The following is a 15,845-nucleotide window of genomic DNA, read 5'->3' as shown; positions in this document are numbered from 1 at the left end:
GGCATCGGACTCCTGCTGATAGTTGATTTAGGTCAACTATACAAGTGGTTGCCTTAGACAACTAGTTTCGTGCCGAAGAACACAGCGTGCCCTTCCAGGACAGCTGTGGCAGTCCCCCTGCAACGTTGCTGCCGGACCGCAGGTAGGGTCTCTAGTACTGGCAACTTTCAAGGAAAGGACCCGCCCGTGGTCTCCATCGCCTGGTTCCGCGACGACCTGCGCACGGCGGACAATCCCGCGCTGCTCGCCGCAGCCCAGGACGGCAGTGCCGTGGCCGTCTACGTCCTGGACGAGGAGTCCCCGGGAATCCGCCCGCTCGGAGCCGCGGCGAAATGGTGGCTCCACCACGCATTGCAGACCCTGGGCGCTGACCTCGCGTCCCTCAACATTCCACTGGTACTCCTGCGCGGCCCCGCGGGGGAAGCCATTCCAGCCTTCGTCAGCGCCTCAGGCGCCGGCAACCTCTACTGGAACCGCCGCTACGGAGGCCCGGAACGGGAAGTGGACTCCGCGGTCAAGGAATGGGCAGCCGGAGAGGATGTCCACGCGGAAAGCTTCCAGGCTTCCCTGCTGCACGAACCCTGGACCGTCCGCACAGGGCAAGGCGGTCCGTACCGGGTGTTCACCCCGTTCTGGCGCGCCCTCTCCGCCCAGGATTTCCGGGCCCCGCTGGATGCGCCCGCAAAAGCCGGCCGCCCGCCGTCGGCCCTCCCCTCCGGCGATGACCTGGACAGCTGGGAGCTGCTGCCAAAGCACCCGGACTGGACCGCCGGACTGGCGGAGGCATGGACGCCGGGCGAATCGGCCGGGCTGGGTGCCCTCGAAGATTTCCTCGACGGACCGGTCCAGGACTACGACGACGGCAGGGACCGTCCGGCGAAGCCTGGAACCAGCCGCCTCTCCCCCTACCTGAGGTGGGGCCACGTCAGCCCGTTCCAGGTCTGGCATGCACTGGCGCAGGTGCGCGGGAACGGGCCGGGCCCTGACGTGTTCGGCACGGAAATCGGCTGGCGCGAGTTCTGCTGGCACCAGCTCTTCCACAACCCGGACCTGGCAACCCGGAACCTGCGGCCGGCCTTCGACGGGTTTCCCTGGGACCAACCGCAGGGTGCCGCAGTCACCCCTTCCATACTGCGCGCCCCCGGGCTGGACGCCGGGTCCCGTCCGGAGAACCTGGAACCGCTGGATGCATGGAAGGCCGGGCTGACCGGGATTCCGCTGGTAGACGCCGGCCAGCGGCAGCTCTGGACCATGGGCTGGATGCACAACCGGGTACGAATGGTGGCGGCCAGCTTCCTGATCAAGAACCTGGGTATCCACTGGCGGGTGGGCGAGGAGTGGTTCTGGGAAACCCTCGTGGATGCAGACCCAGCGAGCAACCCGGCGAACTGGCAGTGGGTTGCCGGGTCCGGTGCAGATGCCGCTCCCTTCTTCCGCATCTTCAACCCGGAGACGCAGGCAAAGCGGTTTGATCCAGAGGGCGCCTACATCTCCCGGTGGGTGCCCGATGCCCTGTTGCCGGGTTACCCCGAACCACTGGTGGACCTGAAGGAATCACGGCAGCATGCGCTCGACGCTTACGAGAGCATCCGCTGACCCGCTCCCCAAAGCCGTCCTAACAGCACTTGTATGGCCGGATGCCCTATCGGCGGACGTGCCGGCCGGGCTAGCTTTGGCTGGACATCAACCGTCCAGCCATGGAGGCAAGGATGTCCCGGGATCGGGCTGGCACTCAGGACGGAGCGGTCCGCACGCGCCGCGCCACCGTTGAGGCAGCCTTCGACTGGGGGTTCTTCGTGTTCGGCGGGCTGGCGGCTATCTGGTTTGCCGTACTGCTCCTGGACGAAAGCCTCAGCTTCCGGCGGATCTGGTTCCTGGTGTTCTTCTGGGCCGCACTGGCCTACCTCGTGCTGCCGCGGCTGCACAGGATCCTGACCAGCATCTACATACCGGACTACTTCATGGGCCGCACCCGGACCAGTGACGGGCTGTTCGGCGACCCGGTAAACCTCGCGTTCAACGGAAACGCCGGGCAGCTCCATGCGCTGATGCGCAGTGCCGGCTGGACCGAGGCGGACCCGGTGGATTTTGCCAGCAGCCGAAAGATCATCACCTCCACCCTCTTCCGCCGCAGCTACGACGCGGCACCGGTCTCACCGCTCTTCCTGTTCGGACGCCAGCAGGACTTCGCCTACCAGCAGGAAGTGGACGGCAATCCCGGCAAACGGCACCATATCCGCTTTTGGAAGTGCCCGGACGGCTGGAAGCTGCCCGGGGGAATCGCCGTCGACTGGCTGGCTGCCGCTTCCTATGACCGGGCCGTTGGACTCTCCTACTTCACGCTGCAGGTGACCCACCGGATCAGCCCGGATGTGGACCATGAACGGGACCACGTCGTTGAATCCGTCCTGGCAGCCTCCGGCGAGGTTTCCCTGACGGTCATCCAGGACTTTTCCTCGGGCTATCACTCACGCAACGGCGGCGGGGACAGCATCCGCACCGACGGAAACCTGCCTGTTCTCGACACCGGTGCCGTGCGCGGTGCCTATCAGGACCAGTCCGGCGGCAGACGGGCGCGCCACCGCGCCGGACGTCCGGCACCGATTGTGGTGGGCGCGGTGCTAATCCTGCTGCGCGTGGCTGCCGCGCTGGCCGTAGCCGGACTGCTTTTTACCGGATCCGCGGAACGGACCTGGGTGGCAGACCTTGCCGGGGATGACCGCGAACTGTTTGCCGCCGCGGACGTGTATGTACCGGTCGGCATCGTCCTGCTGGTGTTCTCCGCGTTTGAAGGCACCCTGGCACTGCTGGTGGTGCGCGGAACCAACTGGGCCCGGATCACAGCGATGGTCCTGAGTTCGATCTCCATCATCCTGCAGGGCGCAACGTTTATCGCGGGCGATCCGGACCAGGTCCTGCAAAGCGAGCGGCCGGCCTATGCGCTGGACGTGCTCATCCTCCTGGCCCTTTCAAGCGACCGGGCCCGGAAGTTCTCCCACCTTAAGCGAAAGGGCAGAAACGGCTCGTTTCAGCGTTCAAACGAGCCGTTTCTGCCCTCTCGGCGGGGGGATTGAATCCCCGGACAGCACTAGCTGAGCTTGGAAGCCACCAGCGCGGTGAGGTCCACCAGACGGGAGGAGTAACCCCACTCGTTGTCGTACCAGCCAACGATCTTCACCTGGTTGCCCTGCACCTTGGTCAGGCCCGAGTCAAAGATGCAGGATGCCGGATCCCCGACGATGTCCGAGGAGACAATCGGATCCTCGGTGTAGGTGAGGATGCCGGACCAGCGGTCCGAAGCGGCTGCGGCACGGAAAGCCTCATTCACTTCCTCGGCAGTGGTTTCGCGGCTGACCGTAACGGTCAGGTCCGTGGCGGAACCCGTGGGAACCGGAACGCGCATGGCGTAGCCGTCCAGCTTCCCCTTCAGCTCCGGAAGGACGACGCCGATGGCCTTGGCTGCGCCGGTGGACGTGGGGATCACGTTCAGGGCTGCGGCGCGGGCGCGGCGGAGGTCCCGGTGCGGGGAATCCTGGAGGTTCTGGTCTGCCGTGTAGGCGTGGATGGTGGTCATCAGGCCCTGCTCAATGCCGAATTCACGGTTGAGCACGTCTGCCATCGGGGCCAGGCAGTTGGTGGTGCAGGAAGCGTTGGAGATGATGTTGTGCTTCTCGGCGTCGTAATCGCCGTCGTTCACGCCCATCACTACGGTGAAGTCCTCATCCTTCGCGGGAGCGGAGATCAGGACCTTCTTCGCGCCGGCGGAAATGTGCTTCCCGGCGTCGGCTGCCTTGGTGAACAGGCCCGTGGATTCGATGACGATGTCCACTCCCAGCTCAGCCCACGGCAGGCTGCCCGGATCACGTTCGGCGAGGACCTTGATGGTCTGGGTTCCAACCTTGATGTCGCCGTCCACCACGCGTACGTCTTCAGCGAGGCGGCCCGCAACCGAGTCGTACTTCAGCAGGTGCGCCAGCTGCTCCGGATCTGCCAGGTCATTGACCGCAACAACGGTAAAACCGTTCTCGCTCTGCAGCGCGGCGCGGAGGAAGTTGCGCCCGATGCGGCCAAAACCGTTGATTCCAACTCGAATACTCACAAGGGCCTCCTGAAGGCGTGGGGACTAAATTTAGAGACTAAATATATGAACTAGTACAATTATGCTGTTATTCCCGCCACTCGTCAAAGGGGCCCTAACTTTGGATGTTTCTGCCAGCACTCCGCAGCTGCTGCGCCGCACCAACCTGCGCTCAGTCCTTGACGTACTGCGCACCGTACCGTCCGCTACGGGAACGGACCTGATCCAGGCCACGGGCCTCACGCGCGCCACGGTCATCGCCGTCTGCGACGATCTCATTGCCCGCGGCTGGGCACGGGAGGCCGCGTCTCCCCGCGCAGGAGGGCAGAAGGGGCGGCCCGCACGGCGATTCGAATTCAATGAGAGCGCCGGTTTTGTCCTGGGGCTCGACGTCGGCCTGGCCACCGTACGCGTTGTAGTCTCCGATCTCGCCGGAAACGTCGTGGGTGGAACCGAGTCCCGTTTCCCCTACCACGGAGGTACACCGGCTGACCGGCGGTCTGCGGTTATTGCGGCTACGCGGGACGCACTGGCGGACGCCGGCGTGCCGGCTGCAAGCGTCCTGGCCGTTGCCCTGGGAATCGCCGCGCAGGTCACTCCGGAGGGAACCATCGCCCCCGGGCAGGAACTGGCACCCATGTTCGATCTTGGCCTGACACAGGAATTCGCCGAAGGATTCGGCTGGCCGGTCCTGGTGGAGAATGACGCGAAGCTGGCTGCCCTCGCCGAGCGCTGGCGGGGAATCGGTGCGGATGAAAGCAACCTGGCCGTCATCCTTGCAGGCGAACGCCTCGGTACGGGAGTCATCGAATCCGGCAGGCTGGTCCACGGCGCCCTAGGCCGGGCGGGAACCATGGGAGGCCTTGAACTGGTTGAGGGCGTAGGCAACCAGGACGGCATCGCTAAGCTGGCACGCCACTGGGGCACGGCGGCACTGGACGCCGGGCACGAGGGAATGATCCGTGCCCTGATCGGTGAACATACGAACCGTGTCTCGGCTCGTTACGTCTTCGAGGCGGCCGCCGCCGGGGACGAAACCGCAGCGCAGATCCTGGACCGGATCGCCAGGCGCATGGCCCGGGTCCTGGCGCTGGTCTCCACCTTCTTCGACCCTCGGCTCATAGTCATTGGCGGCGCTGTGGCCGCCTCGGCCACGGCACTGCTCCCCGGCATGACCGACGAACTTGCCCGGTACGTGCCGGACCCGCCGCGCCTGGCAGTTTCCGAACTGGGCGAAATGCTGGTTGCCACCGGAGCCGTCCGGCTGGCGCTTGACCATGTGGAGGCACGGCTGCTTGACCTGAGGCCGGGCAACGGCACTGCTCCTTCCCCGGAGGCGGTACCCTCCGCCTAGACTTGCCGTGCACTGCCACCGGCACAGCGGAGGAGAAATGGAAACCCTAACGCGTACCGAGCTGCTCCTACGCCGGACCGGGAGCCAGGCGCTGGGCACGCAGGCGCAGGCCGCAAGCCCCGAAGCCGCCGTCGGGCGTCTTTTTGCCCTCCAGGGCCAGGACCTGCCCGGTGTCCTGTGGTCGCTGGGCCTTCGCAGCGGCGCTACCCAGGAGCAGGTCCGGACAGCATTCGACTCGGGCGCCCTGGTCCGTACCTGGCCGTTCCGCGGCACGCTGCACGTGCTCGCGGCCGAGGACGTGCACTGGCTGCTGGCCATGACAGCGGAACGGACACTCCGCTCCGCTGCCCGGCGGCGTGCGGAACTTGGGCTCGATGACCGGACCGTGGAACAGGCGCGGGCCGTGGCCCGGAATGCTTTGGCGGACCGCAGCGCGCTGGGCCGGAAGGAGCTGCTGGCCCGGTTCGAAGGCGCGGGAATCCGAACGTCCGGGCAGCGCGGCTATCACCTGCTGTGGCACCTTTCGGTCTCCGGCACCACCGTGCTTGGGCCGTTCAAGGGCGCCGAGCAGCAGTTCGTCCTGCTCGAGGAGTGGGTGCCGCGGCGTCGCGGCCTCGACGGCGATGCGGCGCTGGCTGAGGTGGTCCGGCGGTATTTCCGTGGCCGTTCCCCCGGCACTGCCGCTGACCTCGCCTGGTGGACCAAGCTCCCGGTCACCGCCATTCGGCGCGGTATTGCCGCGTGCGGGAACGGGCTGGAGAAAGTGGAATACGACGGCGGCGTCCACTGGCAGCCCGTCCCGCCCGTGACCGAGGAGACGCGGATGAGGACAGCCGTGCTGCTTCCGGGTTTCGATGAGTACCTGCTGGGCTACACGGACCGCAGCGCTGCGCTGGCTGCAGAGCATGCACCGCTGACCGTGCCGGGCAGCAACGGTGTCTTCAAGCCAACCCTGGTACTGCGCGGCCGGATCTCAGGTGTGTGGTCCCGCAAAACCTCCCGGGCCTCCACCGAGGTCACTGTGCACCCCTTCCGTCCGCTCAACGGCCGCGACTGGAAAGCCGTCGAAGCGGCAGCCCTCGGTTACGGGCAGTTCCTCGGCACTCCGGTGACGCTTCGGCGGGCCTGAACCCCGGAATTCCGGCAGTGAACCAGCCCCGGCACCGAGGAGGGGAAGTTCAGCGCAGCCGGGACAGCAGGGCGTCCAGGACCTGAGCCTGGCCCTTAACCAGTTTGAGCCGGGCTTCAGGGATACTAAACCACCCGGCCCGGTCCACTTCCGGGAAGTCCCGGACGTTGCCCGATCCGGCGGGCAGCTCGACGGCAAAGGTGTTGCTGTGGACGGCCCTGCCGGGGAAGTCGGCGACGGCCGTGAAAACCGTGACGGACTTGGCCGACGATTGCCGGAAGGTGCCCAGCAGGTCATATTCCGCCGCCGGAGCCGCCCAGCCCATTTCCTCCCCGAACTCGCGGAGGGCTGCCGCGAGCGGATCCTCCGGAGGAGTGAATTCACCCTTGGGTATGGACCAGGCGTGCTCATCACGGCGGGCCCAGAAGGGCCCGCCCATATGGGCAATCCACACATCGACGCCGCATTCGTCACCCGCAGCGCGCTCCCCGTCCTCGCGGTACAGCAGGATCCCGGCACTGGTGCGCATGCTGCTGTGTCCTTTCCCTGCCTACGAGGAACACCAGTCTAGGAGCTCCCCGGCCGGGCGGGGCATTCGCACCATGGCGCAGCCATTTGGCACGAGCCCCCTGTTTCACATGGGTGCACATGCCTACGCTGGTGCGGTGCCCCTGAATCCCGGGAAGCTCCCGCCCCTCGTGAACCGCCGGACTGCGCTTGCAGCCTTCGGAGCCATGGCAGCGGCCGGACTGACGGCGTGCAGCGGAACGGAAGCGGCGCCGGCGCCCCGTCCGTCGTCACCGCAGGCACCCTCCCCGGCCCCGAACACGCCCGAGCCGCCGTCCGCCGCCGTCGAGCCTCCCCCGCCGCCCGCTCCGCCCGTCTACGTACCGGACTATCAGCTCCCGCCAGCGGTGGATGGCTTCGCGCCGGTGGTCAGCCGGATACCCACCAACCATCCGGTGGTCTTCCTGACCATTGACGACGGCATGGTCCGTACTCCCGAAGCCCTCGCGCTGGTCAAGGAATACAACTATCCGGCTTCCATCTTCCTGGCCAGGACGTTCGTGGAGGCCGATCCCCTTTACTTCGCCCAGTTTCCCTTCGCCCGGATCCAGAACCACACCCTGCACCATGACACGCAGATGGCCTACCGGATGGGCTACGACCAGCTGTACGGGGAAATCGCGGGCATGCAGGACTACGTGGCCGAGCATTTCGGCCGGGTTCCCACCCTGTTCCGGCCGCCCGGCGGCGCGTACTCGGCCGCCATGCAGCAGGCTGCCGCGGCTGCCGGCTTGAAGGCCATCATTACCTGGGAAGCCAAGGCCAGTGCCGGCTCCATGCAGTACCAGGTGGGCACCGCCCTGCGTCCCGGCGACATTGTCCTGATGCACTTCCGGCCGGAATTCGCAGCGGACCTGAACGCCTTCCGCGCCGCCCAGCAGGCGGCCGGCCTGGACGTCATCCTGCTGGAGGACTTCCTGGGCGTCTAGTGCCTCCGGCTAGCCCTCCAGCATGGCCACGGACCGGTTCCACAGGTCCAGGGCCAGTGCATGGTCACCTGCCAGCCTGTTCGCCCGTGCAGGTTTGGACCGCACGAAATACCTGCCGGTAGGGTAATCGGCACCCGGTGTGCCCTCGGCGAGGAACACCAGGGTCTGTGCACCCTTTTCCGGGCTCTGCAGGAACCGGCCAAGGATTCCCTGGTAGACAGAGCGCATGGCGGATCCCTCGGCACTGGAGAAACCGGACGCTATGACTCCGGGGTGGAAGGCCGTGGAGGTTGCCCCCGCGGCGCGGTAGCGGCGGTCAAACTCCTCGGTGAAGAGGATCTGCTCCAGTTTCGAGTTCCCGTAGGCCCGCTGCGGGGTGTAGTTCCTTTGCTCTTCCAGGTCCGTGATGTCCAGCTTGGCGAAGAGCCGGTTCGCTGCGCTGGAGGTATTGATGACGGTTCCCCGTGAGTCGAGCAGGCGGTTGGTCAGCAGCCGGGTCAGGAGGAACGGGGCCAAATAGTTCACCTGGAACGTCATCTCGTGTCCGTCAGCAGTGACCTGGCGCTCCTTCCCGAAGATGGCTCCGGCATTGTTGGCCAGCACATCGATCCGGGGATAACGCTGCAGCAGGTCGGAGGCGAGGCTGCGGACCTGGCTGAGGTCGGCAAAATCAGCGGTGAAGTATTCACTGCCAATGTCCTCGGCGACTGCAGCGGTCTTCTCTAGCGATCGCCCCACCGGGACAACATGGTGCCCGTCCGCGGCGAGCCGCCGCGCGGCTGCCGCGCCCACGCCGTCGGACGCGCCGGTGATCACGATGGTCTTGGGAGCCACACGGGCCTGCTTTCGTTGAAATGCCGGGACTGGCTCACCTTAGCGGTGTCCGGCCGGGCACCGGTAGCCGGTGCCCGGTTTTTCGCCCACAGCCTTACGACGCCGGGCGGCGGCGCCAGTAGGCAGCCATCAGCGCACCGGACACGTTGTGCCACACCGAGAACACCGCCGCAGGGAGGGCTGCCTCCGGACTGAAGTACTCCCGGGCGAGTCCCGCTGCCAGACCCGAGTTCTGCATCCCCACCTCAACGCCCATGGTGCGCCGGGACGGCACCGGAAGCCGAAACAGGCGTGCGGCACCGTACCCAAGTCCCAGCCCGAGTCCGTTGTGGAGGACGACGGCCAGCAGAATCAGCCACCCGGCGGTCAGGATGGCTGCCGCACTTCCGGCCACCACGGCCACTACCACGAAGGTAATCCCCGCGACGGAAACCCAGGGCAGGACGGGAAGAACCCGGTCCACGGTCCGGGGCATGAGGTAACGGATCAGCAGGCCGACCAGCACCGGCACCAGGACAATCTGCACGATCGAAAGTGCCATTGAACCGGCGTCTACCGCCATGTACCGCCCGGCGAGCCACAGCGCCAGCAGCGGCGTGAACAGCGGCGCGAGCAGGGTGGAGACGGAGGTCATGGCAACCGAGAGGGCCACGTTTCCGCGGGCCAGGTACGTCACGACGTTGGAGGCAGTACCACCCGGTGCACACCCCACCAGGATGACGCCGGCAGCAAGTTCAGGGGGAAGCCGCAGCGCCCAGGCGATGCCCAGGCCAAGCAGCGGCATGACCAGGAACTGCGCCACCACGCCCAGCAGCACAGGCAGCGGCTGGCGGACCACCATGGCGAAGTCCGGCAGGGTCAGGGTCAGGCCCATGCCGAACATGATCACCATGAGCCCGGGATTGATCAGCGGGGCAAGTGACGTGAATGGATCCGGAAAAGCCAGGGCCACCGCTCCCCCGGCGAGGATCAGCAGCGGAAAGACCGTTACGGCTATGCGCGCACTGCGCTCTTCAGCTGCCTGGACTGGCTGCGGGACGGCGGTCTTCGGGTTGCCGGGCATGGCCAATATGCTGGCACAGCCCGTTGCCTGGCGGTGGAAGACTCGCCGCCGCGGGTATGAGGGGCCGATCCGTGGCAGGATGCGGTTATGCCTGAACGCCTGATGCTCCTTGATACGGCCTCGCTGTACTTCCGCGCCTTTTACGGGCTCCCGGATTCACTTCGTCGCCCGGACGGGACGCCGGTCAATGCGGTGCGCGGACTGGCGGACATGATCGCCCGGCTCGTCGGCGAGTTCGAGCCCACCCATGTGGTTGCCTGCTGGGACGAGAACTGGCGTCCGAAGTGGCGGGTGGACCTGCTTCCGTCCTACAAGGAACACCGGGTTGCCCGCGCGGTAGCGGACGGGCCGGATATCGAGGAGGTTCCCGGCGCGCTCGAGGCCCAGATTCCGCTCATCAGGGAGGTCCTTAGCCTGGCTGGAATCGCCGTCGTCGGCGTCGCGGACCACGAGGCGGACGACGTGATCGGCAGCTACGCGGCACAGGCGTCCATGCCTGTGGACGTGGTCACCGGGGACCGGGACCTCTTCCAGGTCATCGACGACGCGGCAGGCGTACGGGTTCTCTACACCGCGGGCGGCATGAAGAACCTGAAAATCATGGACGACGCCGCCGTCGTCGCCAAATACCGCGTGCTTCCGGAGCAGTACGCGGACTACGCGACCCTGCGGGGCGACAGCTCCGACGGGCTGCCCGGTGTTTCCGGCATTGGGGAGAAGACTGCCTCCTCCCTGCTCGCGGAGTTCGGCAGCCTCGAGTCACTGCTCCAGGCCGCACAGGACGCCGACGGCGGTGTCTCCTCCGCCGTGCGGGCCAAACTGGCCGGGGCCCGGGAATACCTCGAGGCCGCGCCAACCGTCGTGCGGATTGTGCGCGGCCTCGAAGTGCCGTCTCTGGCGGAGGCCGGTGCCCGGCTGCAGCTTCCCGGCAAAGATGCCCGGGCCCGGCTAGAGGAACTGGCCGGGGAATGGAACCTCGGCAGCTCCATCAGCCGCCTGCTGAAGGCCCTGGACCCGGCCGCCTAGGACAGTGCCATTCAGTACTGCGCGATGAAGCGTCCGATGACGCCGCCGGCGCGCAGCTTGTCGATCGCATCCGGAATCTCGGCGTGGGTAATGATGTTCATCGGCGGGTTCAGTTTGCCGGACTTCATCAACTCGTAGAGAGCTTCAAGGTCTTCCTTGGTGCCTGACTTGGAGCCCTTGATGCTCAGCTGGTTGATGATGACCGGGTAGGTGTTGATGGTTGCTTCCAGCCGTCCCATGCCCACCTGGACCAGTGTTCCGAACTCGGCAAGGGTTTCGATGGCCTGGGACGTGGTGGTACCGAAACCGGCGTAGTCCACGATCAGGTCCAGTCCCTTGTCTTTGAACTCGGTGATGGACTCGGCTACGCCGGCCAGTCCGATCTCATCGGCGAGTTTGCGGGTTTCGGCGTTAATCTCCGCACCGTACACCTCGGCGCCGGAGAGCACAGCCACGCGGGCACCGATATAGCCGAGACCGCCGAGACCGATGACGCCGACCTTCATCCCGGCCTTGGCTCCGCCGACTGCCATGATTGCGTGGTACGCAGTCAGGCCCGCATCGGTTGCCATTGCCGCCAGGTCGAACGGAACCTCGTCCGGAAGCTTCACCAGGTTGTCATCGGTGGCAACCAGCTTGGGCGCGAATCCGCCGTCCCATTTGCCGTAGCCCAGGGCGTCGCCGTCGCTCATGACCGGGGCAAGACCCACCCGGTCACCGACCTTCCAGTGCTCCATGCCGGGGCCAACCTCGGTAATCACACCGGCGTTTTCGTGGCCCATGGTGCGCGGGAGTTCGAAGAACAGGGGCATCCATCCCGGATCATCCAGGGCAGTGACATCGGAGTGGCATACGCCTGCTGCCTTCACCTCGACGACCACCTGTCCGGGGCCGGCGTGGGGTTCGGGGACTTCGTTGAGTTCCAGGGGCTTGTTTGTGCCGGTGAACTGCCATGCCTTCATGGGGCGTCTCCTTTTCGTTCGGTTCAGTGGAGGCCCTGATCAAGATGCCGTCCACATTTTCACCCTACGCCCGCCGAACTGCCCGGCAAGGCAGTTCCGGCTGTGAAGAGCAGCACGCCGGTGCCGTTCTTCCTAACCGCCGCGGGATATCCTGCGGAGAAGACAATGACGCACGGACGGGGACAAATGCACGAACAGCCCAGCACGCCGGCGTCCGGTTTCCAGGTTCCTGTACTTCCGTCCCAGCGGCGTGTTCTCGGCGTCCTGGTGGCGGGGCAGGTCCTGGGCGGAATCGGCATGGGAGCCACGCTGTCCCTGGGCGCCCTGCTGGCCGCGGCCCTGTCCGGCTCCCCGGCCTGGTCCGGGATGGCAGCGACCATGAGCACCCTGGGGGCGGCCGCGGCAGCGGTTCCACTGGCCCGGCTGGCGCAGGCACACGGACGCCGGGCGTCCCTGTCCACCGGCGCCCTGGTCTCCGCGGCCGGTGCAGTCACTGCAGTAGGATCAGCCGTCGCGGGGTTCTTTCCGCTGCTGCTGGCAGGCCTGGCCCTGCTCGGGGCAGGCAGCGCCGTCAGCCTCCAGGCCCGCTTTGCCGCGGCGGATCTGTCGGAGCCGGGGACCCGCGGCAGGGACCTGTCCATCGTCCTATGGTCCACGACCATCGGTGCCGTTCTGGGCCCGAACCTCTTCGGCCCGGGAGAAGCGCTGGGTTCGGCTCTGGGCCTCCCACCACTGACCGGTGCCTTCGTCTTTTCCCTCGCGGCCCAGCTGGCGGCGGCGGCCGTGTACCTCGCCGGGCTGCGGCCGGACCCGCTGCTGGCGGTGAAGGCTCTTCGCGCCGCGGCGGCGGAAGCCTCCGGTGCCGCACCAGTGTCGAAGCGTTCCGGCCCGGCCGTACTGCGCGGCAACCCGGCGGCACGCTATGCGGTTGCGGCAATCGCGCTGAGCCATGCGGTGATGGTTGCCCTGATGTCCATGACGCCCGTGCACCTGAGCAGCCACGGTGCCGCCATCAGCGTGGTCGGGTTCACGATCAGCCTGCACATTGCCGGGATGTATGGGCTCTCGCCGGTCTTCGGCTGGTTCTCCGACCGTGCCGGGCGCCGGAAAACCATCCTGCTGGGGCAGCTCCTGCTCCTGGGTGCGCTGCTGCTCGCCGGGACCGCTTCGGAGTCCACGGCCGCAGTCACGCTCAGCCTGATCCTGCTGGGACTGGGATGGTCCGCTTCCGTTGTCTCTGCGTCGGCACTGCTTTCGGACTCCGTGGATGTGCAGGAGCGCCCGGCAGTCCAGGGAATCTCGGATCTCGGGATGAATGCGGCGGGAGCCCTGGGCGGTGCCCTGGCTGGTCCGGTACTGGCCGCTGCGGGCTATTCCGGCCTTGGCTACGCCGCTGTGGCGCTGGTGGCCGTGGTGATTGCCTGGAGTGTTTTTGGTGCCCGAAGTGGGACTCGAACCCACACACCTTTCGATACTGCATTTTGAGTGCAGCGCGTCTGCCAATTCCGCCATTCGGGCAGGCCCTGTGACGTTGATCAAACGGATTGATTCCCCGTGTTGGGCGCGAAACCACTCTACATGCAGATAGGCTGTTTTCGTGAACTACCGGCAGCCACCGGTAGCGCCGTCGTCTTTCCAAGGAGCATCTGTGTCTGAGTCATCCGAGTCCGTACCGTCCAACACTCCCGCGCGGCGCGTCCTCGTTGCGGAGGACGAGACGCTGATCCGCCTGGACATCGTTGAGATCCTCACCGGCGAGGGTTACGAGGTTGTCGGCGAGGCGGACAATGGCGAGAAAGCCGTGCAGATGGCCACCGAGCTGAAGCCGGACCTGGTGCTCATGGACGTGAAGATGCCCGTCATGGACGGTATCAGCGCAGCCGAGGCGATCGTAAAGGCCCGCATTGCTCCGGTAGTGCTCCTGACCGCGTTCAGCCAGAGGGAGCTTGTGGAGCGCGCCCGCGAGGCCGGTGCCATGGCCTACGTGGTGAAGCCCTTCACCCCTGCGGACCTGATTCCGGCGATCGAAATTGCGCTTTCCCGCCACGAAGAAATCAAGGCCCTGGAGAACGAGGTCACCGACCTCAAGGAGCAGTTCGCCACCCGCAAGCTGGTGGAGCGCGCCAAGTCGCTGCTAACCACCAAGATGGGTCTCACCGAGCCGGAGGCGTTCCGCTGGATCCAGAAGACGTCCATGGACCGCCGCCTGAGCATGCGCGAGGTTGCAGAAACCATCATCAACCAGGTCAACTAGTTTTCGGACCGCCCTGGGCGGTAAGGACGCGCAAAAGCCCCGCCGGGATAATTCCCGGCGGGGCTTTTGCGTGGACTGCGGGGTCCTAGATGGGCTTCGCCTTGCCCTTGTTGGCTTCCTTGACCGGCCAGGGACCAACCTTCTCCTTCTCACGGCGCCGCCCCTCGCCCTGCTGCCCGGTGTCCGCAGCGTCACCGACGCGGTGCACCTTGATCAGGTTGGTGGAGCCGGCCTGTCCGGGAGGCGAACCGGCGGCGATGACCACCATGGCCTCTTCCTGGACGATCCCCTTTTCCAGGAGGGTCTGGTCAACCTGCTGGGTCATCTTGTCCGTATGCTCCACGAACGGAACCAGCATCGGCTGGATGCCCCAGAACAGGGACATGTAGTTCAGCGTCGACTCGACCGGGGTGAAGGCAAACACCGGCTTCTTCGGGCGCAGGCGGGAAAGCCGGCGTGCGGAGTCGCCCGACTGGGTGAAGGTGCAGATGCACTCGGCGTCCAGCTGGTCCGCGATCTCGACGGCGGCCCGGGTGATGGCACCGCCGCGGGTACGCGGCTTGCTGCCCAGCGGGGGCACGCGGTTCAGGCCGTGCTCCTCAGTGGACTCGATGATGCGGGCCATCGTCTTGACGGTGTCAATCGGGTACTTACCCACGGACGTCTCCCCGGAAAGCATGACGGCGTCGGCACCGTCCAGGACAGCGTTGGCGCAGTCGGACGCTTCGGCGCGGGTGGGGCGCGGGCTCTCGATCATGGATTCGAGGACCTGGGTGGCCACGATGACAGGCTTGGCCCAGCGGCGTGCCAGTTCGATGGCGTTCTTCTGGACCAGCGGCACATCTTCGAGCGGCAGCTCCACACCGAGGTCGCCGCGGGCAACCATGATGGCGTCGAACGCGTCGATGATCTCTTCGATGGCGGCTACGGCCTGCGGCTTTTCGATCTTGGCGATGACCGGGATGCGGCGGCCTTCCTCGTCCATGATTTCGTGGACGCGTGCCACGTCGACGGCGTTGCGCACGAAGGAGAGGGCAACCATGTCCACGCCGCGGCGGATCGCCCAGCGGAGGTCTTCCTCGTCCTTGTCGCTCATGGCCGGGACGTTCACGGCAACGCCGGGGAGGTTGATGCCCTTGTTGTTGGAAACCGGTCCGGGAACGGTGACTTCGGTGACGACCTTGGTGTCGTCGACGGCCGTGGCACGCAGGCCGACCTTGCCGTCGTCGATCAGGAGGATGTCGCCTACGTTGACGTCTCCGGGCAGGCCCTTGTACGTCGTCGAGCACAGTGAAGCGGTGCCCGGAACGTCTTCGATGGTGATGGTGAACTCGTCACCGCGGTTCAGGTAATGCGGTCCGTCCGTGAACCGTCCCAGGCGGATCTTGGGACCCTGGAGATCGGCGAAGATGCCGACGGGCTTGCCGAGTTCCTCGGAGGCCCGGCGCACGTTCTCGTACGTGTTGTTGTGGACCGAATGGTCACCGTGGCTCATGTTCATGCGGGCTACGTCTACACCCGCACGAAGCACGGCTACGGTGTTTTCGTAACTGGCTATGGCAGGACCAAAAGTTGCAACGATCTTTGCGCGTCTCATATTTCCTAGCCTAGTCTCCTGAGTGGCTTTATGCAGTCCGGGACCCTCCTGG

The 15,845-nt window shown here is 66.1% G+C and carries 13 protein-coding genes, 1 tRNA gene and 1 pseudogene; 8 read left to right on the top strand and 7 right to left on the bottom strand.

Annotated features, from left to right (window positions below; genetic code table 11):
* Nucleotides 1-186 precede the first annotated feature (186 nt).
* Nucleotides 187-1,596 (top strand): cryptochrome/photolyase family protein, encoded by a 1,410-nt coding sequence (locus GD628_RS08170; RefSeq protein ID WP_152274384.1) that lies wholly within the window; start codon nt 187-189, stop codon nt 1,594-1,596.
* Between the two features lie 113 nt (nt 1,597-1,709).
* Complete coding sequence (locus GD628_RS08165; protein WP_152274383.1) at nt 1,710-3,074, top strand: LssY C-terminal domain-containing protein; 1,365 nt, start codon at nt 1,710-1,712, stop codon at nt 3,072-3,074.
* A 14-nt stretch (nt 3,075-3,088) separates the two neighbouring features.
* Here GD628_RS08165 and gap read toward each other — a convergent pair whose 3' ends face one another.
* Nucleotides 3,089-4,099 carry a type I glyceraldehyde-3-phosphate dehydrogenase gene (gap, locus tag GD628_RS08160; protein WP_152274382.1) on the bottom strand — a complete coding sequence of 337 codons (1,011 nt, stop codon included), beginning with the start codon at nt 4,097-4,099 and terminating at the stop codon, nt 3,089-3,091.
* A gap of 100 nt (nt 4,100-4,199) precedes the next feature.
* Here gap and GD628_RS08155 point away from each other — a divergent pair, with 100 nt between their 5' ends.
* Nucleotides 4,200-5,432, top strand: a complete 1,233-nt coding sequence (locus GD628_RS08155; RefSeq protein ID WP_226802431.1) for an ROK family protein — start codon at nt 4,200-4,202, stop codon at nt 5,430-5,432.
* Between the two features lie 37 nt (nt 5,433-5,469).
* Complete coding sequence (locus GD628_RS08150; protein WP_152274380.1) at nt 5,470-6,561, top strand: winged helix DNA-binding domain-containing protein; 1,092 nt, start codon at nt 5,470-5,472, stop codon at nt 6,559-6,561.
* Nucleotides 6,562-6,610: 49 nt separating this feature from the next.
* Here the strand turns inward: GD628_RS08150 and GD628_RS08145 are convergent, their stop codons facing one another.
* Nucleotides 6,611-7,090 (bottom strand): NUDIX hydrolase, encoded by a 480-nt coding sequence (locus GD628_RS08145; protein WP_152274379.1) that lies wholly within the window; start codon nt 7,088-7,090, stop codon nt 6,611-6,613.
* 136 nt (nt 7,091-7,226) lie between these two features.
* Here GD628_RS08145 and GD628_RS08140 point away from each other — a divergent pair, with 136 nt between their 5' ends.
* Entirely contained in the window at nt 7,227-8,057 is an 831-nt protein-coding gene (locus GD628_RS08140; protein ID WP_226802430.1) for a polysaccharide deacetylase family protein, read from the top strand.
* A 9-nt stretch (nt 8,058-8,066) separates the two neighbouring features.
* On the opposite strand, the gene GD628_RS08135 is transcribed toward GD628_RS08140, so the two are convergent.
* Entirely contained in the window at nt 8,067-8,891 is an 825-nt protein-coding gene (locus tag GD628_RS08135; RefSeq protein WP_152274378.1) for an SDR family NAD(P)-dependent oxidoreductase, read from the bottom strand.
* A 94-nt stretch (nt 8,892-8,985) separates the two neighbouring features.
* The gene (locus GD628_RS08130; RefSeq protein ID WP_152274377.1) at nt 8,986-9,954 is read right to left on the bottom strand and encodes a bile acid:sodium symporter family protein; all 969 of its coding nucleotides are present in this window, start codon (nt 9,952-9,954) and stop codon (nt 8,986-8,988) included.
* A gap of 87 nt (nt 9,955-10,041) precedes the next feature.
* Between GD628_RS08130 and GD628_RS08125 the strand changes: the two genes are divergently transcribed.
* Nucleotides 10,042-10,980: a 5'-3' exonuclease gene (locus GD628_RS08125; protein WP_152274376.1), complete on the top strand. Its 939-nt coding sequence runs from the start codon at nt 10,042-10,044 to the stop codon at nt 10,978-10,980.
* Nucleotides 10,981-10,991: 11 nt separating this feature from the next.
* On the opposite strand, the gene GD628_RS08120 is transcribed toward GD628_RS08125, so the two are convergent.
* Nucleotides 10,992-11,942, bottom strand: a complete 951-nt coding sequence (locus GD628_RS08120) for a zinc-binding dehydrogenase (protein ID WP_091605254.1) — start codon at nt 11,940-11,942, stop codon at nt 10,992-10,994.
* Nucleotides 11,943-12,107: 165 nt separating this feature from the next.
* Between GD628_RS08120 and GD628_RS08115 the strand changes: the two are divergent.
* Nucleotides 12,108-13,319: pseudogene (locus GD628_RS08115) on the top strand (MFS transporter); the annotation flags it as partial.
* 56 nt (nt 13,320-13,375) lie between these two features.
* Here the strand turns inward: GD628_RS08115 and GD628_RS08110 are convergent.
* Nucleotides 13,376-13,460 (bottom strand) — tRNA-Leu (locus tag GD628_RS08110).
* A 130-nt stretch (nt 13,461-13,590) separates the two neighbouring features.
* Here GD628_RS08110 and GD628_RS08105 point away from each other — a divergent pair.
* Nucleotides 13,591-14,196 carry an ANTAR domain-containing response regulator gene (locus GD628_RS08105; protein ID WP_152274375.1) on the top strand — a complete coding sequence of 202 codons (606 nt, stop codon included), beginning with the start codon at nt 13,591-13,593 and terminating at the stop codon, nt 14,194-14,196.
* Between the two features lie 85 nt (nt 14,197-14,281).
* Here the strand turns inward: GD628_RS08105 and pyk are convergent, their stop codons facing one another.
* On the bottom strand, nt 14,282-15,793 hold the full coding sequence (gene pyk / locus GD628_RS08100; RefSeq protein WP_091605259.1) for a pyruvate kinase: 1,512 nt from the start codon (nt 15,791-15,793) through the stop codon (nt 14,282-14,284).
* Between the last annotated feature and the right edge of the window lie 52 nt (nt 15,794-15,845).

The sequence above is a fragment of the Arthrobacter koreensis genome (assembly GCF_009193255.1).
Lineage (GTDB): Bacteria > Actinomycetota > Actinomycetes > Actinomycetales > Micrococcaceae > Arthrobacter_B > Arthrobacter_B koreensis.
This window is presented reverse-complemented; position numbering and strand designations above follow the sequence as displayed.